Below are 18,844 nucleotides of genomic sequence, written 5' to 3'. Positions count from 1 at the left end.
TATTTACGAGGATGGCAATGAACAAGACACATAGCGCTCCAAGGCTTCTCAGCGGAGCGATTCTCTCCGCGACACTGCTCGTTTGCCTGGCCACATTGGGTTGCAGCAAGAGCAACGTGCAGGCCGCGCCTGCAATGCCCGCGCCATTGGTGACCGTTGTAAATTCGACTGCTCAGGATGTCCCTAAGTATCTGGACGAGATTGGCAGAAATGCAGCCTTTGAGTCTGTTACCGTCACACCGCAGCTCGCAGGCCGAATTGTCGAACGTCACTTCAAGGATGGTGAAAATCTCAAAAAAGGGCAGCTGCTCTTTGTCATCGATCCTCGCCCCTACAAAGCGCAGCTCGACTCCGCCAAGGCGAGCCTTGCTCAAGCAAGGGCTGCACTCGATCTAGCCAAGGTTCAATTTGCTCGTGATGAGCAAATCATCGGGACCCGCGCAATCTCCAAGCAGGACTACGACACCAAGAAGAACACCGTGGACGTGGATCAGGCGCAAGTGGAAGCCGCGGAAGCAGCACTCGAAACCGCGAAGCTCAACCTCGAGTACTGCTACATTCGCTCTCCCATCGATGGCCGTGCCGGTGCGCGCCTCGTGGACGTCGGCAACGTGGTGCAGGCAAATTCCACGGCTCTGCTTTCGATCCAGCGTCTGGATCCGATCTACGCAACCTTCACCGTTACCGAGGCCGACCTTCCTGAAGTTCAACGCCAGATGTCGCAAGGCTTGCTAAGAGCGGCCGTGCGCCTTCCATTTGATCCCGAGAGCGCCGCGAAATCCGGTCGTATCGAGTTCCTCGATAACGCGGTGCAGAACAGCAGTGGCACTGTGAATTTGCGCGCCACGCTCAGCAATCCGGACCATCATTTCTGGCCCGGCCAGTTCGTCAACGTAAGGCTCGTGCTCAACACGGCGAAGCAGGCTGTGCTCATTCCGAATGAAGCAACGCAGATCAGTCAGCAAGGTCCATTCGTTTACGTCGTCAAGTCAGACGACACGGCCGAGCTGCGGCCCGTGAAGTTAGGCCAGCGCCAAGGCAAGGATGTTGTTGCAACCGAAGGGCTTGCTCCGAATGAACGAGTCGTACTTGCCGGGCAGATGCTTGTTCGCCCGGGTGCGAAAGTGCGAGTCAGCTCCAATGCTGCGGATGCCCCCGCGGCCACCACTAACACGAGCGAGAAGAAAGCGGGCCAATCATGAATCTTTCGGAAGCCTTCATCCGCCGTCCGGTGATGACCATTGCTCTCACCGTCTCCGTCATTCTGTTCGGAGTATTGGCGTACAAGCATCTGCCTGTTAGCGATTTGCCCTCAGTGGATTACCCAGTGATCCAGGTGCAAGTCAACTACCCTGGCGCGACTCCGGAAACCATGGCCAACAACGTGGCCACGCCGCTCGAGCGTCAGTTCATGCAGATTCCGGGCCTTGAGCTCGTGACCTCGAACAATGGTCAGGGGCACTCCAGCTTCGTCCTGCAGTTCGATCTCTCCAAGAGCCTCGATGCGGCAGCAACGGATGTGCAAGCCGCCATCACGCGCGCTCAAGGACAGCTCCCCGTGGACCTGCCGAGCCCGCCCACTTTCACCAAAACAAATCCCAACGATCAGCCCATCGAATACATTGCGCTCGTCAGCGACACCGCAACCGAAGGACAGCTCTACGACTACGCCAACACACAAGTCGGCGAGCGAATCAGCATCCTTCCAGGCGTTAGCCAGGTTGCGGTTTATGGCACGCAATCCGCTGTTCGAATCAAAGCCGACCCATCGGCCATGGCAGTCCGCAACATCACTCTCGAAGATCTGACCACTGCCATCAAGAACGGAACTGCCTACACCGGTGCGGGCCAGATCGATGGACCTCAGCGCAGCTTCCTGCTGCAACCGCAAGGGCAACTCTCCACTGCTGATGAGTACAACCAGCTCATCGTCGGGCAGACCGGCGGTTCACCCGTGTATCTGAAGGATGTCGCCAATGCCCGTCAATCCGTTCAGGACGAGCGCATCGACATGCGCTTCTGGGTGCGTGGATACCCTCAACCCGGAGCGACCGTTGTAGTTGCCGTGTTTCGTCGTGCAGGCGCAAACGCTGTTGATGTCGCAAAATCTGTGGGCGATTTGCTCCCCACCATTCAGGCGCAGCTTCCATCGTCCGTTCTTCTCGTGCCTGCTTACGATCGTTCGCAAACCATCGTGGACAGCATTAAGGACGTGCAAGCCACCCTCTGGATCGCGTTTGTCCTCGTCGTCTCGGTGATCTTCGTGTTCCTTGGCAGAGCCACCGACACGCTGATTCCCGCCGTAGCGCTCCCCTTGTCGCTATTTCTGACGTTCATTGCGATGAACATGTTGGGCTACAGCCTCGATAACCTTTCGCTCATGGCGCTCACGTTGGCGATCGGTTTCCTCGTTGATGACGCCATCGTATTTCTCGAAAACACCGTGCGCCTGATGGAAGAGGGACAGAGCGCATTCGAAGCATCATTGAATTCGGCCAAGGAGATCAGCTTCACCATCCTTGCCATGACACTTTCGTTGGCTGCCGTCTTCATCCCTCTCGTATTCATGAGCGGGCTCATGGGACGCATCTTCCGCGAGTTCTCCATCACCATCGTCATCTCGATCCTCGCCAGCGGAATCGTGTCGCTCACCCTCACTCCTCTCATGACCTCCAGGCTTCTTGGTCGTCGCGGAGCAGACGTAAAGAAGACATGGATGGAGCGGGTCTTCGGCGCCTTCGAACACCGTGTGTTGAATGTCTATGGGCGCACCCTCTGGTTCTTCCTTCGCAATCGCTGGATCTCGGCTCTGACCTGGGCCGTCTGCCTTGTCGGAACCTTGTATCTATTCTCAATTGTCCCCAAATCGTTCCTGCCGGTTGGCGACAGCTCATTCATTCGTGGCGTGCTGGTCGCACAAGAGGGATCTTCGCCGGAACAAATGCATGCTTACCAGACGCAGGCAGAAAAGATCATGAAGGCGAACCCTGCGGTACGCAGCACTTTCACCATGAGCGGCAACGGACAGTTCATGGGATCGAATCAGGCGTTCCTGATCGCCTTTTTGAAACCGCCATCGCAGCGCCCTCCCATTGCCGAAGTTGCAGGTCAGTTGATGGGTGGCATCGGCAACGCAATACCAGGAACCGTCGCTTTCCTGCAGCCGAACCCTGCTCTTGAAATCAGCACCGGTGCCACCGCCAACGCACAAGGGCAATTCGCTTATGCGCTTTCCGGAATCGATGCCAACGAGGTGTACAGCACAGCAGCCAAGATGATGGCGAAGATGCGCGAATACCCCGGCTTCCTCTTCGTCAATTCCGATCTCTACAATCACACGCCCAACCTGCAGGTGGATATCCTGCGCGAGCAGGCCAAACTGTACGGCGTCTCTGAGAGCCGCATACTTACTCTCCTACACGACGCCTATTCGCAGAACTACAGCTATCTCATTAAGAAGCCAACTGACCAGTATCAGGTAATTCTTGAAGTAGCCGACGATAAGCGTTCTGCACCCGAGGACCTCGGAAAGCTCTACATCAAGAGTGACGATGGTCAGCGCATGGTTCCCTTGAACGCTGTCACCAGTTGGCATCCAGTCCTCGGACCGCAGGCAGTAAATCACATTAACCAGTTCACCAGCGTAACCATGTTTTTCAACCTGAAACCCGGTTACGCCATTGGACCTGCCACGCAATTCGTCGAAGGTGCAGCAAAGCAGATTCTGCCTTCGGGAGTGCTTGGACAACTGCAAGGCGAAGCGCTTACGTTCCGCAACATGGTTCGCGATCTTGCCGTGTTGATGCTCGTCGCAGTGTTCGTCATGTACGTGATCCTGGCGATTCTCTACGAGAGTTACCTGCACCCCATCACCGTGCTTTCGTCACTGCCCGTCGCGCTGCTTGGAGGCCTGCTCACGCTGTGGCTGTTCCATCAGGAAGCATCGCTCTATGCCTACATCGGCATGTTCATGCTGATGGGTATCGTGAAGAAAAACGGAATCATGATCGTCGATTTCGCCGAGCAGAGAGTTCGTCAGGGGATCGGCGACGAGCAAGCCATTCACGACGCAAGCATGGAACGTTTCCGACCCATCATGATGACGACCATGGCAGCTCTCCTCGGTGCCATGCCTATTGCGCTTGGCTACGGAGCAGACGGAGCTTCGCGCCGACCGCTCGGATTGGTCGTAGTTGGCGGTCTTATCGTCTCGCAGTTCATCACCTTATTCGTCACGCCGGCGATCTATCTCTATCTTGAAGAATTTCAGGAGAAGGTGCTCGACCGCTTTTCCTTCTTCCAGGCGAAGCGCGATCCTTCGCCATCTTCAGCTCCGGCGTATGGCCTGCAAGAAGGGACAGGCGACTAATCATGACTCGAATCCTGAGGCACAATCATCTCCTGCTTCTCGTTCTCGGCATGGCCGCGCTTGCTGGATGCGCAGTCGGCCCCAACTACAAGCGGCCCGCAGTACAGGTTCCGCAGGGGTATCGCGCACCTGCCCCTCTCTCAACCGAGGGGGCAACCTCGCAGCCCAGCTCGAAACCAGCAGCTGCTGGCACATCCGTCACGGACAAACCAACCGCATCGTTGGGCGACGAAGAGTGGTGGAAAGTATTTCAGGACCCTGAACTTCAGAACCTGATCCGCACCGCTCTCAAGAACAACTATGACCTGCGCATTGCCGCCGCCCGAGTCTTACAAGCCCAGGCGCAACTCGGCATCACGCGCGCCGATCAGTATCCTTCGCTCGGAGTTGGCGGCAATATCGCGAGCCAGAACAGTCCACAGTTGGGTCCGGTTCCCGCTTACGAAGTCACTCAGGGTCAGTTGACTGCGTCCGCCGCTTGGAATCTGGACTTCTGGGGAAAGTATCGCCGCGCCACTGAAGCTGCCCGCGCAACTCTTCTCGCCAATGAGTGGGCTCAACGGCAAGTCAGGGCCACGCTCGTCGCTAATCTCGCAACAGCTTACTTTCAGCTCCGCGAATTGGATCTCGAACTGGAGATCTCGCAGCGGACATATAACTCGCGCACGCAATCCTTGCAGCTAACCCAGACCTTGGAGCAGCACGGCATCAGCTCACTGTTAGACGTGCGGCAATCCGAGCAACTGGTGTACACCGCCGCCACCGAAATCCCCGATTTTCAGCGGCAAATTGCTCAACAGGAAAACAACATCAGCATACTATTGGGCAACAATCCCGGTGATGTCCCTCGTGGACTCAAGCTCACCGAGCAGCCGCATGCTCCCGAAGTTCCCGTCGGCCTTCCGTCTTCTCTGCTCGAGAGACGTGCGGATATCAGACAAGCCGAGCAAGTTCTGATCGCCGCCAACGCTCAGATAGGCGTCGCGCGTGCCGCCTACTTCCCCCAGATTTCCTTGACCGGAACCGCTGGTTTCGCAAGCCCCGCCCTTACGAATCTCTTCACCGGACCATCGGGTCTGTGGAACTTGGCCGGCTCTTTCACTCAGCCAATCTTCCAAGGCGGAAGGCTCAAGTCCGGAGTGCGCCTCGCCGAAGCGCAACGCGAGGAGATGCTGTTGACCTACCAGCAGACGATTCAAGGCGCATTTCGAGACGTCTCGAACGGGCTGGTGGCCTATCGCAAGAATCGTGAATTTCGAATCCAGCAGGAGCGCCTGCTCGCGTCAACCCAGGATGCCGCACGCCTCTCGCAAGTGCGCTTCAAGGCCGGAACCGCGGATTATCTTGAAGTCCTGACCAACGAGACAAATTCATTCTCTGCCGAGTTAGGTCTGGCTCGTGCGCAGACGAACGAACTCGTCGCCTTGGTTCAGCTTTATCAGGCATTAGGTGGCGGCTGGCAATAGCCGCTGCTTGGCAACTACAACTCTCACGAACGCAGATCAATGCAAAGGAGCAGAAGATGGGAAAGTTAACAGGAAAGATCGCACTCGTAACAGGCGGAAGCGAAGGGATCGGCTTCAGCACTGCGCAGGAATTCATCGCCGAAGGCGCATTCGTCTTCATCACCGGACGGAGAAAACAACAGCTCGACCAAGCCGTCTCCAAGTTGGGGAAGAATTCTTCCGCTATTCAGGCCGATGCAGGCAAACTCGCTGATCTCGATCGAATGTATGCCGAGATCAAAAGCACGAAGGGCAAACTGGACATCGTTTTCGCCAACGCAGGTATTTACGGGCAAGTGCCGCACGACAAAGTGACAGAGGAGTTCTACGACGCCTGCGTCGATATCAATGCCAAGGGCGTTTACTTCACCATTCAGAAGGCCCTTCCGTTAATGGACAAAAGTGGCTCAATCATCATCAATGGCTCAGTCGTCGGCAGCAGCGGATTTCCCGGAGTGTCCGTTTACGCCTCAACGAAAGCCGCAGTTCGCAGTTTTGCACGGTCCTTTACCGCCGAACTGAAAGGCACAGGTCCGCGCGTAAATGTTCTTAGCCCCGGTCCAATTCTGACCGAAGGCAGCGCGGAAATGTTTGGAAACGCGGAAGTACAGAAAATGATCACCAGCATGGTTCCGCTCGGACGTATTGGCGATCCCCGCGAGATTGCAAAAGCAGTCGTGTTCCTTGCCTCTGAAGACTCCAGCTATGTGGCCGGGACAGAGTTATTCGTGGACGGCGGTACTGCATCCGTCTAGATTTCTGCACAATGGCGGATTGGGCAAGCACAGTCAAACTCGGAGGGCGGTTCACATTTCAAAAGAAGTGAACTGCTCCGCTTCCCGTGCTCGCCCCCGAAAGTGGAGTACCGCCTCACACCTTGGGGACAATCCTTGTGCCCCACCTTGGACAGCATCCTGAAGTGGGCCGACCGGCGGCCAAGAGAAGATAAGCCAACCACGCAGAAAGCTGCGAAGCCACATAGCAACGCTGGAAAGATCTAGGTTGTATGTTGGATAAGATGGTGGCCAGGGACGGGATCGAACCGCCGACACGCGGATTTTCAGTCCGCTGCTCTACCAGCTGAGCTACCTGGCCATCCTGAACGCACTGTGATGAGTGCTTACGGAAGGGATCTCAGAAGCGAAACATTGCTTGCTGGAACGAATTTGATTATAGCAGCAGCCTAACCCTCTGCAAACCTCAACTGTGGATAACCCATTGGACCTGGCCAATCCCTATGAGGCGGATGCGAGAAGGTGGCCGCCGGGCTCAACGTGCCCTAGAATCAATCCTCGGGCCAACCCTCAATCCAAATCCGCGAACCTTCCGCCCACCATCACCGCCGCGCAGTGATTCGCGCCAAACCAGTAGGCAATCTCGCGATAGTCATCCAGTTCGAAGAACGCGAGGTCGGCATCTTTCCCCACCTCGACGCTTCCCTTTCGATCCTCCACTCCCAGCGCGCATGCCCCATGGATCGTCGCTGCCGTCAGGGCCTCCTCCACCGCCATACGCATCTGCGTACAAGCCAGCGACAGCACCATCGGCATGCTGATCGTCGGTGAAGTCCCCGGATTGTAATCCGTCGCCAGCGCCACCGCCGCCCCTGCTTCGATCAGCTTTCGCGCTGCCGGATACTTCCTCGTCGCCAGAAAGTAATTCGCTCCCGGCAGCAGCGTCGCCACCGTATCACACTTCGCCAGTGCCGCCACATCGGTCTTCTCCAGACAATCCAGATGATCCACCGACAGCGGCCCTCGCGCCAGAATCCTTTCCAGCGGAGTATTCGTCAATTGCCCCACATGCACCCGCGTCTTCAGCCCGCAGCTCTCCGCCTCGCGCAAAATCCGCTCCGTCTGTGCCAACGTAAATGCACCCGACTCGCAGAACACATCCACAAACTGCGCCAGCCTCAGCCGCGCCACCTCCGGCAACATCTCCGCACACAGCAGCTCGACATATTCATCCGGCTTGTCCCTATACTCCGGCGGCACAACGTGCGCTCCCAGAAATGTCGCCAGCACCGTGCCCTTCCACTCCCGCGCCGCCCGCCTGATCGCCTTCAGGATCTTGATTTCCGATGCCGCGTCCAACCCATACCCCGACTTCGCTTCCACCGTCGTAGTGCCCTGCGACTGTGCCTGCCTTAGCGCGCCCAACACATGATCCGCCAACGTTGCTTCCGTCGCCTCGCGCACACCATCGATGCTCGACCTTACTCCGCCACCTGCCTTCGCAATCTCCTCGTAGGTCGCCCCCGCCACGCGCTTCTCAAAATCGATCAGCCTCGGCGCCACAAACACCGGATGCGTATGCGAATCCACGAACCCCGGCAGCACCACTTTCCCGCGACAATCCAGTTCAATCAGCTCCGCCCGATGCTCCTTCACCCACGCGCTGCGCAGCACCTCGGCCCCGCTGCCGACAGACGCAATCTTTCCATCCCTCACCAGCACCGCGGCGTCTTTGATCACGCCAATCTCGCGCATCTGCCGCCCGCGCCGCCTTCCCTGCTCTCCCCGCATCGTCACCAATTGCGAAATGCGATGCAGTAGTACGGCAGGCTCCTTTTGCCTCGACTCCTCCGCCTTCACTCTCTTCGTAGCCATAGCTGCTTCCTAACACCTGCGGTGCCCTAATCCGAGGGTGGCCCACTCAACGTTCCTTTCGTTGAGTGGGGTAGTTGCCCTTGCCCTTGCCGTTGCACTTGCCTTTGCTCTTGCTCTTGCTCTTAATCTTTAAACCCTGAAACTTTGAAACCTTTGAAACCTCATCTCTCCATCGGCACCTTCACTCCAGCCTTCTCCGCGAATCCCTTCGCCTCCTCATACCCCGCATCCACATGCCTTACCACGCCAATTCCCGGATCATTCGTCAGCACGCGTTCAATCCTCCGCGCCATCTCATCCGTTCCATCGGCCACCGTCACCTGCCCGGCATGTTGTGAATACCCAATGCCCACGCCGCCGCCATTGTGAATCGACACCCACGACGCGCCCGAAGCCGTATTCAGCAGCGCGTTCAGCAACGGCCAATCCGCCACTGCGTCGGTGCCATCCTTCATCGCCTCCGTCTCGCGGAAAGGCGATGCCACCGAGCCGCAATCCAGATGATCGCGCCCAATCACAATCGGAGCCTTGATCTTCCCCTGCTTCACCAACTCATTGATCCTCAGTCCGAACTCCGCGCGCTCCCCGTATCCCAGCCAGCAAATTCGCGCCGGCAATCCCTGATGCCGAATTCTCTTCCGCGCCAGATCGATCCACCGCGTCAGCCCGCGATTGTGCGGAAACAGCTCCAGCACCACATCATCCGTCACCGCGATATCCCTCGGATCCCCCGACAGCGCCACCCACCGGAACGGCCCCTTGCCCTCGCAGAACAGCGGACGAATATACTCCGGCACAAATCCTGGGAAGTCGTAAGCGTTCTTCACTCCCTGCTGGAAAGCAAACGTCCTGATGTTGTTCCCGTAATCAAATGTGACCGAGCCCATCCTCTGCAGCCGCAGCATTCCTTCCACGTGCCGCGCCATCGACTCCAGAGACTTCTGCTCATAGCCCTTCGAATCGCGCTCTCTCAGCTCAAAAGCTTCCTGCAGCGACATCCCGTTCGGCACGTACCCATTCAGCGGATCGTGCGCCGAAGTCTGGTCCGTCAGAATGTCCGGCACTACGCCGCGCTCGGCTAGTTCCGGAATCACATCCGCGCAATTCCCCACCAGCCCTACCGAGATGTTTTCTTTCTTCCTGACCGCGTTCTTCAGAATCCTTAGCGCCTCGTCCAGCGAGTTCACCATGAAGTCGCAATATCCACTTCGCAACCTGCGCTTGATCCGCTCCGGATCGACCTCAATGCCCAGGAACGATGCACCCGTCATCGTCGCTGCCAGCGGCTGAGCTCCACTCATCCCGCCCATGCCGCCGCTCACAATCAGCTTGCCCGAGAGATCTCCGCCATAGTGCCTCTCCGCCGCCGCCATAAACGTCTCATATGTTCCCTGGATAATCCCTTGCGAGCCGATGTAGATCCACGATCCCGCGGTCATCTGCCCATACGCCATCAGCCCCGCGCGTTCCAGTTCGTTGAACTTCTCCCAGTTCGACCAGTGCCCCACCAGGTTTGAATTGCACAGCAACACCCTCGGCGCGTAGTCATGCGTGCGGAAAATCCCTACCGGCTTTCCCGACTGCACCAGCAGCGTCTCATCATTTGCCAGAGACTTCAGCGAGCGCACGATTGCCTCGTAGCAATCCCAGTTCCTCGCCGCTCTTCCCGTCCCGCCATACACCACCAGGTCGCGCGGTCGCTCCGCCACCTCTTCATCCAGATTGTTCATCAGCATCCGCAGCGCGGCTTCCTGCGCCCACCCTTTGCAGGAGAGCTCTGTTCCGCGTGCAGCTTTGATAGGGGTGTAGATACGACTAGCCGATTCCAATTGAATAGACATAGGGGCCTCGCGCGCCGTGATTATCAGCACGAAGCAAAATCCTAGTTCTTACCGATGCCCCTTGGCAAACGACCAATGACTCACTCTATTGAACATTCAGCGTCCGAGTCACCGTTCCCACGACCCTGCCCGCGCTATCCCAGGCTTTGATCACTAGGCTCTGCGTTCCCTTCGGAAGCCTCAGATCCGTACTTAGCTGTTTGTCATACGAGCCGAAGATGCTCACGCTGTTCAGATAAATCCTCCATCCTGTAATCGTGCGGTCCGAACTCGCCACGGCCTCCACATGCACAGGTGAACTCACCGTAGCTCCGCTCGCGGGCAGGCAAACATTCACACTCATCAATGCCCCCGCCGGACACCCCTGCGCTGTAACATTCACTGTCCTCGCTGCCAGGAAGAAAGCGCCATTGCGATTCCACGACTGCGCCACAATCCTGTGAGTTCCATTCGGCAGCGTGAATAGCTTATCTACGAACATCCCGCCAACAAACTCCAGCGAGTTATCGATGTAGATATTCGTTGCCGTAACCACATTGTTCGAGCTACCCGTTGCCAGCACTCTAACCGGAGACATTGCCGTTTCATCCCGCGCCGGCACGCAGAAATTCACTGTCTCCGTCGCGCCCGGCGGACAGATCGCCACATAGTGATTGAAAAGCGTCACTCTCCGGACTGTCTGGAAAGAGCGCCCCGAGCTGTCCCACGCGCGCACCACAACCACGTGCTTACCCGCAGGAATCAGGAACTGCCTACTGAACGATGCACCGCCGCTCCGATACATCAGCACTCCGTCGATGTACGCATTACACCCTGTGATCGTCAGCGAAGATCCCGCTTTGCAATTCACCTCGAGGTCCGTCGAATCGATCAACGCCCCATCCAGCGGCCTGCAACTCACCACCGAAGCTCCATCAACCCTTGGCGTGCACGTCGTCGAAACCGGCGTCTTGTTCGTCAGGACAGCAATGGAATTCCCCATCGGATTCGTCACAATCAAATCGAGTTTTCCATCCCCATTCACGTCCGCTACATACAAGCTGTTTGCCGTCGAGGTCGAGTCAAGTCCGCTCGTGCCCAGGTTGATCTCCTTATATGGCTTGTAGGTTCCGTCCGGATTCGCCGTCCAGATCAGCACTGCATCATGGGGAGCGCTGCCGTCCGTAGTCACCCGATGATGCGCCAAAACCGCTATGTCATTCAGTCCATCCGCGTTGTAATCGATCACCTGCGGACTGCGCGGCGTGTCGAAGTACTTAGTCGGAACCTCCAGCATCGTCTGTTGAAACTTGCCATTCCCCAACCCGATCAGGAGCATCACCCCTTGGCAGCTCACTCCACTGCATCCATCGAACGTCGCCAGCAAGCCCTTGTTTCCGTTCAACCAAATATCTGCCTGTACCAGTGAATGCACTTGGTTCAACACCGCAACTTTTACGGGCGCGCTGAACTGGAACGACACTCCCGGAGTTCCCTTCATCAGATACAGCGTCGTCTTTGGCACCGTGCCCGTACCGCAGCACTGTGCAAACAGAATGTCGTTCCCGCCATCATTCGTGAAGTCGCCCAGAATTCCGTGCGTCAGCTTTCCCTGCCCGGTCCACTGATACACAACAGCCCCTCCAACAAACGTCGTATCGTTTGGGCGGCCAAACGACAGCGATACCTGATCCATGCTCACGCTCACCACATCCGTCGAAACAGGATCTCCCGCGAAGCCGCGGCTCCCAAACACCGACAGCCACTGTGACCATCCCGTAACCGGGTAGTCTCGATGCGGCAGGAACGAGCCGTTTCCGTTTCCCTCATACACCGAGAACGCGGCCATAGATGATGATCCAACAATCAAGTCCATATGACCGTTCCGGTCAACATCCACCGCATCCAGCGAGATCGGTCCCGGAGCGGTCGGATAAGTGACTGGTGCCGCAAACCTGCTATTGCCCGCATTCAGATACACGGATAGCACTCCGGTCGCGCGATGCAGTACCACCAGGTCCGGAAGAAAGTCATGGTTCAGATCGACAGCGATTACATCCTCTGGATTGCTTACTGCGCTGAGCCTCTGAATCGAGAAGGTCTGACCGCAAAGGCTCGCCGAAGTCGTAATTACCAGCAACAACACTCCGCCGAACAACGCTACTTTCCGCAGCATACGGTGCCTCAGATCGGAACGCGTCATAAGCCACCTCACTTTGGCCGCAATGGTGCTCCCGTAAGACGCGAATCACAGTGACTGCAGATACAGCAGGTCTGCCCTTGCATCACTCGTGTGTTGCTGACCTTCAAAGAGGAGTTGGCTCTCGCCAGCATCCCTGTCCCAAGGGGCCTCGACGCAACTCCCCATCACCTTTTTGCCTCGATTATTACGGTACGGTTACAGAGAGGACTCATGTCAAAGAAGCAGAACAACCGCAACGGTGGCGGACTTGCCAATCCCACAACTCTCAAACCCCTCAGCAAGAAAGACGACCTCGTCCGGGTCATCGTCGAAACTCCCAAGGGCAGCCGAAATAAATACGCCTTCGATCCCGACAATGAAATCTTCGCTCTCAAGCACGTACTTCCCGCGGGCATGTCTCTCCCCTACGATTTCGGCTTTGTTCCGCGCACCCAGGCGCAGGATGGCGACCCCCTCGACGTTCTCATCCTCATGGAAGAGCCCGCCTTCCCCGGGTGCATGATCCAGTGCCGTCTCATCGGCATCATCGAAGGAGAGCAGGAAGAAAACGGCCAAAAGCAGCGCAACGATCGTCTCATCGCCGTCGAATCGCGCAGCCACATGTACTCCGAGTTGCGGCACGTCAACGACATGCCCAAGCAGCTCGTCAAAGAATTAGGAGAGTTCTTCGTCAACTATCACAAGCTTGAGGGCCACACCTTCCGCGTACTCGGACTCAAAGGCCCCGACGAAGCTCGTCGCCAAATCGAAACCCAGAGGATCGCCGCCTGATCATGGCCGCCCTGAGCGATCGCATCGAGAACGTGCTCAACGAGGGCCGCATGCTTCTCCTCGGAGGCCAGGTCCTCATCGGCTTCAGCTATCGCATTTGCTTCGAGCAGAACTTCGACCGGATCTCGCCCGCCGCCCAGATCAGCGAGATCACTGCCCTGCTCGTCATGTCCATTGGACTCGGATGGCTTCTCTGGCCCGCAGCCTTCCATCAGATCGCCGAGCACGGAACGGAAACCGAATCCATCCACCGCTTCACCACCCGTGTACTCGACTGGGCTCTGCTCCCCTTCGCTGCCGGACTCGGCCTCAGCTTCTACGCTGCCAGCGTTGCCTTTCGCGCTCCGCATAGCGTCGTCCTCAGCGCGCTCGTCTCCGCCTTCGCTTTAATCGCCTGGTACGGAGGCCTGCTCCGCTACGACAGCACCAAGCGCCACGAAACTCGCCGCCAGCTCACGCAAGAGCGGCAACCGCGCACGCCCGACGAATCGGACTTGACCAAGCGAATCAAAGAAGTCTTGATCGAGTGCCGCATGGCTCTTCCCGGTGCGCAAGCATTCCTCGGCTTTCAGTTCTCCATCATCTTCACCGAAGGCTTCGACAAACTGCCGCGCTCCTCGCAATGGGTGCACTTCGCCAGCCTCATTGCAACCACCATCGCGATCGTGATTCTCATCGCACCCGCCGCTTACCACCGACTCGCCGAATCCGGAGAAGAAACCGAACACTTCCACACCGTAGCCAGCGCCCTTCTTGTCGCCGCACTCATCTTCCTTGCCCCGGGAATCTCCGGCGACCTGCTCGTTGTCTTCCGCAAAGTCACCGGCTCCGTCCCACTCTCGTCCGCGCTCTCCCTCGGCCTGCTCCTCGCCTGCTACGCCCTCTGGTTCGGTGCCAGCCTCCTCCGCCGCCGCTAACCAAAAACTTTCCCCCAAAGCACCCAGCATCGCAGGTGGAAAACAAAGCGAAGCGCGAAGCACTGCGGGTGAGAAACACTTCCTCCCGAAGCAAAGCGCTAAGCACCGCGGGTGCCCCATATAAGCTTGCCTCCTTTGGCAAGCTTATGTGGGTTCTAATAAAGAAGCGCGAAGCGCTCTCGTAGTTTCTGTTTTGCCGTTGCTCTTGCTCTTGCCGTTGCTCTGCTGTTGCTCTTGTTTTTAAGGTGTCATCCTGAGCGCAGCGAAGGACCTCGGGGTTGCCCTTGACCTTCATCCCGCTCTACTTCGGATCGTAGTAATTCTTGCGAACCGTATCGGCTACATGCTTCAGCACGTCCATCGCTGTGCCGCGCTGAACGCTGTTCATCTTCTCGGGATTTTTTTGAGCGGAAGACAAGGCCGTAAACGGCCCAAAAGAAAGAGAGTACAAATCAGAGAAATCAGTCGTCTTTTGCTGAGCATGACGCACTGTAACTCTGGATTTGTACTCTGAAATAGTTCGAACAACTTAGCTGAGCGAAATCTCGCCCAATCCCGATCTATTCGATCCACCCTCCGCCGACGACCTCGTCGCCGTCGTACATCACCACGGCCTGCCCCGGAGTCACCGACCGCTGCGCCTCATCGAACGTCACCAAGACTTCGTCTTCACCCACAGGTTCGACCGTCGCCCGCGCCGCCTGATGCCGATGGCGAATCTTCGCTTCCACTCGCATCGGCCCTTCCAGCTTCGCAATAGAGATCCAGTTCATCCGCTTCGCCCGCAGAGACTTCGACATCAACGCGTCAGCATCCCCTACCACCACTTCCTTGCGGTCTCCGCGAATCTCCACCACATACAGCGGAGTTCCCTTCGCAATTCCCAATCCCTTACGCTGCCCAATCGTGAAGTTGTGAATCCCCTCGTGCCTGCCGATCACCTCTCCCGCCGTGGTCACCATCTCACCCGAAAGATCCGGCATCTGCTCGCCCTGCTCTTCCATGTAAGCGTCGAGGAAAGTCTTATAGTCCCCACCGGGAATGAAACAGATCTCCTGCGAGTCCGGCTTTTCCGCCAGCACCGTCAACCCCTGCTGCCTCGCCTCTTCTCGCACTTCCGGCTTGCACATCTCGCCCACCGGAAACAGCGTTCTGCTCAACTGCTCCTGCGTCAGTCCAAACAGAAAATACGTCTGGTCCTTCGCCCTATCCGTCGGACGCTTCAGTATCCACCTTCCGCGCCCTTCGTCCCACTCGTTGCGCGCGTAGTGCCCCGTGGCGATCATCTCCGCTCCCACCGACCGCGCCGTCCTGAGCAGCTGATCGAATTTCAAATGATTGTTGCAGAGCGAGCACGGAATCGGCGTCCTCCCCGATAGGTAGTCCTCCACAAACGGACGCACCACATCCCGCTCGAACCGCTCTTCCTGGTTCACCACGTAATACGGAATTCCCAATCGCTGCGCTACCGACCGCGCGTCATACACGTCATCCAGCGAACAGCACCTGCCAGCCTGCGGCTCTCCTCCCGGATTCGCCTGCGGCAACCTCCGCTGATTCCACAACTGCATCGTCAACCCGATCACGTTGTAGCCATCGCGCACCATCATCGCCGCGACCGTGGAGGAATCCACTCCGCCGCTCATCGCCACCGCAACCGTCTTCTTCTCTGTCAACTTCTCGTCCACCACATTCCCCACTTTATTGCCGTCCTGCCCACACCGGACTCATCTCCCTCAGCTTCGCAACCACCTCAGGAACTCGCGCCAGCACTTCATCCACTTCCTGTTCTGTGTTCTGTTTTCCCAGGCTGAATCGTATCGAGCCCCGCGCATCATCCCCCGTCAGCCCCATTGCCGTCAGCACATGCGAAGGCTCAATCGCCCCCGACGAGCAAGCCGCTCCCGTCGAAACCGAGATGCCCTTCAAATCCATAGCGATCACAAACCCCTCGCCTTCAATCCCATCAATCAGCACATTCGACGTGTTCGGAACCCGCTTTGCCGTCGCGCTGTTCACCCGCGTTCCCGTCACCGAACTGCAAATGCCCTGCTCCAGCTTGTCCCGCAAAGCCCCCATGCGCTCCGGCCCGCCCGTCGCCAGCCACTCCGCCGCAAGCTCGGCGGCTTTTCCCAATCCCACAATCCCCGCCAGATTTTCTGTTCCAGCCCTGCGCCCGCGCTCGTGCCGTCCACCCACCTGCCGAGAACTCAGCAGTGTCCCGCGCCTCACGTAGAGCACTCCGACGCCCTGCGGCCCATGCATCTTGTGTGCCGCCACCGACAGCAGATCACACCCAATCTTCTCGACGTCAATCGCGACTTTACCCGCCGCCTGCACCGCGTCCGTGTGGAAATAGACATCTGCCTCACGGGCGATCCCGCCAATCTCCTTCACCTTCTGCAGAGCTCCGGTTTCGTTGTTGGCCATCATCACCGAAATCAGCTTTGTCTCCGGCCTCAGCGCCGCCTTGATCGCCTCGGGCTGCACGACTCCATTCGCATCGCACTCGACATATGTGACCGCCGCGCCCATTTCCTCCAGCCGCTTGCAGGCATTCAGCACGGCGTGATGCTCAATCGTCGAGGTGATCACATGATCTCCCGGCTCGACCATCCCAAACAGCGCCAGGTTGTCGCTCTCCGTCCCGCCGCTTGTGAAAACGATCTCGCTCGTCCTCGCCCCCAGCAGCTCTGCCACTTTCTCGCGCGCGCCTTCCACCGCTGCCCGTGCCTGCTGACCCTGCTGATGGATCGAGCTCGCATTCCCAAAGCTCTCCAGCAGGTACGGCTGCATCGCGGCAAACACCTCCGGCAACAAAGGCGTCGTGGCATTATTGTCAAAATAGATACGTCGCATCGTTACTTCTCATTCTATCTCTCGTCCAGTGCCCTATCTCCGTCCATTCGCATCGAAATTCAAATGCCGGAACCTACCCCTAACCGAGCACCCGGGCTGCCCCCAACCTTACCTCCGCGCCCCCTAACCCGCCCCGCGGCACATCGTTTCGGCACACTCTGCTTCTGGGTACTGTTCATCATCTTTATCGGAACCGTTGCTTACCTTGGCAACCTTGCCGTCACCCGCAATGCAGGCCAATCTCAGCCCAATCCCGGCAATGAGGGCCACACCCTCTTCGGAATTCTTCTTGCCTGCTGCGCCATCGCCGCTGTTATCGGCGTCATCTCACGCCGCCACCACGAGCACACTGACAACAACCATCATTGATCCCACCGAATCGTCCCGCTAACGCAAAAAGCCCGGCTGCACCGCTCGCCAACCGCCAAGCAGCACACCCGGGCTACTGATCTTCTAGTCCCTACCCGCGCTCGTCGATTGGAATCCACTTCGCCGGGTACACCGGTCCGATGTATTCCGCTCGTGGACGAATCAGTCGGTTATCCGCCAACTGCTCCATCACGTGCGCCGTCCACCCCGAGATGCGCGAAACCGCAAACAGCGGCGTAAACAGGTCCACATCGATTCCCAGCGTGTGATACGTCGAGGCCGAATAGAAATCCACGTTCGCGTTCAGATGCTTGTCCGAGTTGATGAACTCTTCGATCGCTCGCGAATACTCAAACCACTTAGTCTGTCCGCTCGAGTATCCCAGATCGCGCGACATCCGACGCAGGTGCGTCGCCCTCGGATCTTCCGTCGTGTACACGCGGTGGCCGAAGCCCGGAACCTTCGCCTTCTGTGCCAGCATGCCTTTGATGTAATCCACCGGGTCTGCGCCGTTCTGGTCAATCTCCATCAGCAGTTTGAAGACTGCTTCGTTCGCGCCGCCATGCAGCGGTCCCTTCAGTGCGCCGATCGCCGACGTGACCGCCGAATGCATATCGCTCAGCGTCGCCGCCGTCACGCGTGCTGCGAAGGTCGAAGCATTCCACTCATGGTCTGCGCTCAGGATCAGCGAAATATCCAGCGCCCGAATCGCCGTTTCGCTCGGCCTCTGCCCGGTCAGCATCAGCAGAAAATTCCCTGCGTGCGACAGCGAGCGGTCCGGCTCAATCAGCGGCAGTCCTTTGCGAATCCTGTCATAGGCCGCCACGATCATCGCAATCTGCGACACCAGGCGCATCGACTTGTGGTAGTTCGCCTCTTTCGTGTTGACCGTCTCTTCGGGATCGAAATACGACAGCGAGCTCACCGTCGAGCGCAACACGTCCATCGGCAGCGCATGTCGAGGAGCCTGCCTCAGCAAGCTTATGATCTGCGCATCCAGCTTGCGTTCCCGTGCCAGTTGCAGACTGAACTCCGCCAATTGCGACCGTGTTGGCAACTTACCGTGCCATAGCAGGTACGTAACTTCTTCAAACGTGGCATAGTCGGCGAGTTCATGAATGTCGATTCCGCGATAGGCTAGGACTCCATTCTCGCCATCGATGTAGCAAATTGACGAAGTACCTGCAATGACATCTTCGAGACCCCGGTTTTGCGTAGTAGTCGTGGACATCTGCCCCTCTCAGCACTCAGGTAATAAATACAGCGGAGTAACCGTCCGATGCTCCTGCCTGGGAACACCGGTCATCAACCATCGATAGTTCCCCACAAACGATAGATGATCAAAGCCTCTCGAACGACGTCTTATTACATAAGCTTTCTTACCTAACCTTCCCAATTTCGTCCAACTATACACGTTTCTTA

The 18,844-nt window shown here is 57.7% G+C and carries 15 protein-coding genes and 1 tRNA gene; 8 read left to right on the top strand and 8 right to left on the bottom strand.

Features of this window, described 5'->3' with window-relative positions:
• Positions 1-17 precede the first annotated feature (17 nt).
• The 5 genes from AC6IY8_RS03870 to AC6IY8_RS03850 are packed head-to-tail and all read left to right on the top strand — an operon-like array spanning position 18 to position 6,875.
• Positions 18-1,202 (top strand): efflux RND transporter periplasmic adaptor subunit, encoded by a 1,185-nt coding sequence (locus tag AC6IY8_RS03870; RefSeq protein ID WP_497777378.1) that lies wholly within the window; start codon positions 18-20, stop codon positions 1,200-1,202.
• Positions 1,199-4,369 carry an efflux RND transporter permease subunit gene (locus tag AC6IY8_RS03865; protein ID WP_497777377.1) on the top strand — a complete coding sequence of 1,057 codons (3,171 nt, stop codon included), beginning with the start codon at positions 1,199-1,201 and terminating at the stop codon, positions 4,367-4,369. The genes AC6IY8_RS03870 and AC6IY8_RS03865 overlap by 4 nt, the downstream gene beginning before the upstream one ends.
• Before the next feature lie 2 nt (positions 4,370-4,371).
• Complete coding sequence (locus AC6IY8_RS03860) at positions 4,372-5,835, top strand: efflux transporter outer membrane subunit (protein WP_497777376.1); 1,464 nt, start codon at positions 4,372-4,374, stop codon at positions 5,833-5,835.
• 56 nt (positions 5,836-5,891) lie between these two features.
• Positions 5,892-6,629: an SDR family oxidoreductase gene (locus AC6IY8_RS03855; protein WP_497777375.1), complete on the top strand. Its 738-nt coding sequence runs from the start codon at positions 5,892-5,894 to the stop codon at positions 6,627-6,629.
• A complete protein-coding gene (locus AC6IY8_RS03850; protein WP_497778603.1) occupies positions 6,630-6,875 on the top strand; it encodes a winged helix-turn-helix transcriptional regulator in 246 nt (81 codons plus the stop codon).
• Between the two features lie 18 nt (positions 6,876-6,893).
• Here the strand turns inward: AC6IY8_RS03850 and AC6IY8_RS03845 are convergent.
• The 4 genes from AC6IY8_RS03845 to AC6IY8_RS03830 form a co-directional block, all read right to left on the bottom strand.
• Positions 6,894-6,969 (bottom strand) — tRNA-Phe (locus AC6IY8_RS03845).
• Positions 6,970-7,178: 209 nt separating this feature from the next.
• Entirely contained in the window at positions 7,179-8,483 is a 1,305-nt protein-coding gene (hutI, locus tag AC6IY8_RS03840) for an imidazolonepropionase (RefSeq protein WP_497777374.1), read from the bottom strand.
• Between the two features lie 161 nt (positions 8,484-8,644).
• Positions 8,645-10,324 carry a urocanate hydratase gene (hutU, locus tag AC6IY8_RS03835; RefSeq protein WP_497777373.1) on the bottom strand — a complete coding sequence of 560 codons (1,680 nt, stop codon included), beginning with the start codon at positions 10,322-10,324 and terminating at the stop codon, positions 8,645-8,647.
• Between the two features lie 85 nt (positions 10,325-10,409).
• Positions 10,410-12,479 (bottom strand): FG-GAP repeat domain-containing protein, encoded by a 2,070-nt coding sequence (locus tag AC6IY8_RS03830; protein ID WP_497777372.1) that lies wholly within the window; start codon positions 12,477-12,479, stop codon positions 10,410-10,412.
• A gap of 237 nt (positions 12,480-12,716) precedes the next feature.
• On the opposite strand from AC6IY8_RS03830, the gene AC6IY8_RS03825 reads away from it, so the two are divergent.
• A complete protein-coding gene (locus tag AC6IY8_RS03825; protein WP_497777371.1) occupies positions 12,717-13,277 on the top strand; it encodes an inorganic diphosphatase in 561 nt (186 codons plus the stop codon).
• A gap of 2 nt (positions 13,278-13,279) precedes the next feature.
• A complete protein-coding gene (locus AC6IY8_RS03820; RefSeq protein WP_497777370.1) occupies positions 13,280-14,194 on the top strand; it encodes a DUF6328 family protein in 915 nt (304 codons plus the stop codon).
• A 301-nt stretch (positions 14,195-14,495) separates the two neighbouring features.
• Here the strand turns inward: AC6IY8_RS03820 and AC6IY8_RS03815 are convergent, their stop codons facing one another.
• The 3 genes from AC6IY8_RS03815 to AC6IY8_RS03805 all read right to left on the bottom strand — a co-directional run bounded on the left by AC6IY8_RS03815 (position 14,496) and on the right by AC6IY8_RS03805 (position 17,053).
• Positions 14,496-14,684, bottom strand: coding sequence for a hypothetical protein (locus tag AC6IY8_RS03815; protein ID WP_497777369.1), 189 nt, complete (start codon positions 14,682-14,684; stop codon positions 14,496-14,498).
• A gap of 70 nt (positions 14,685-14,754) precedes the next feature.
• A complete protein-coding gene (mnmA, locus tag AC6IY8_RS03810) occupies positions 14,755-15,882 on the bottom strand; it encodes a tRNA 2-thiouridine(34) synthase MnmA (protein WP_497777368.1) in 1,128 nt (375 codons plus the stop codon).
• A gap of 13 nt (positions 15,883-15,895) precedes the next feature.
• Positions 15,896-17,053 carry a cysteine desulfurase family protein gene (locus AC6IY8_RS03805; RefSeq protein WP_497777367.1) on the bottom strand — a complete coding sequence of 386 codons (1,158 nt, stop codon included), beginning with the start codon at positions 17,051-17,053 and terminating at the stop codon, positions 15,896-15,898.
• 63 nt (positions 17,054-17,116) lie between these two features.
• Between AC6IY8_RS03805 and AC6IY8_RS03800 the strand changes: the two genes are divergently transcribed.
• Positions 17,117-17,422, top strand: coding sequence for a hypothetical protein (locus AC6IY8_RS03800; RefSeq protein ID WP_497777366.1), 306 nt, complete (start codon positions 17,117-17,119; stop codon positions 17,420-17,422).
• Positions 17,423-17,513: 91 nt separating this feature from the next.
• On the opposite strand, the gene AC6IY8_RS03795 is transcribed toward AC6IY8_RS03800, so the two are convergent.
• Positions 17,514-18,653 carry a citrate synthase gene (locus tag AC6IY8_RS03795; RefSeq protein WP_497777365.1) on the bottom strand — a complete coding sequence of 380 codons (1,140 nt, stop codon included), beginning with the start codon at positions 18,651-18,653 and terminating at the stop codon, positions 17,514-17,516.
• Positions 18,654-18,844 lie beyond the last annotated feature (191 nt).

Source organism: Koromonas soli (genome assembly GCF_059726265.1).
The sequence above is the reverse complement of the archived record's forward strand: the minus strand, read 5'-3'. Positions and strand labels throughout refer to the sequence as shown.

Coding starts and splice junctions, on each gene's coding strand:
- AC6IY8_RS03870 (WP_497777378.1), top strand. CDS start 18: ATGAACAAGACACATAGCGCTCCAAGGCTTCTCAGCGGAGCGATTCTC.
- AC6IY8_RS03865 (WP_497777377.1), top strand. CDS start 1,199: ATGAATCTTTCGGAAGCCTTCATCCGCCGTCCGGTGATGACCATTGCT.
- AC6IY8_RS03860 (WP_497777376.1), top strand. CDS start 4,372: ATGACTCGAATCCTGAGGCACAATCATCTCCTGCTTCTCGTTCTCGGC.
- AC6IY8_RS03855 (WP_497777375.1), top strand. CDS start 5,892: ATGGGAAAGTTAACAGGAAAGATCGCACTCGTAACAGGCGGAAGCGAA.
- hutI (WP_497777374.1), bottom strand. CDS start 8,483: ATGGCTACGAAGAGAGTGAAGGCGGAGGAGTCGAGGCAAAAGGAGCCT.
- hutU (WP_497777373.1), bottom strand. CDS start 10,324: ATGTCTATTCAATTGGAATCGGCTAGTCGTATCTACACCCCTATCAAA.
- AC6IY8_RS03830 (WP_497777372.1), bottom strand. CDS start 12,479: ATGCTGCGGAAAGTAGCGTTGTTCGGCGGAGTGTTGTTGCTGGTAATT.
- AC6IY8_RS03825 (WP_497777371.1), top strand. CDS start 12,717: ATGTCAAAGAAGCAGAACAACCGCAACGGTGGCGGACTTGCCAATCCC.
- AC6IY8_RS03820 (WP_497777370.1), top strand. CDS start 13,280: ATGGCCGCCCTGAGCGATCGCATCGAGAACGTGCTCAACGAGGGCCGC.
- AC6IY8_RS03805 (WP_497777367.1), bottom strand. CDS start 17,053: ATGCGACGTATCTATTTTGACAATAATGCCACGACGCCTTTGTTGCCG.
- AC6IY8_RS03800 (WP_497777366.1), top strand. CDS start 17,117: ATGCCGGAACCTACCCCTAACCGAGCACCCGGGCTGCCCCCAACCTTA.
- AC6IY8_RS03795 (WP_497777365.1), bottom strand. CDS start 18,653: ATGTCCACGACTACTACGCAAAACCGGGGTCTCGAAGATGTCATTGCA.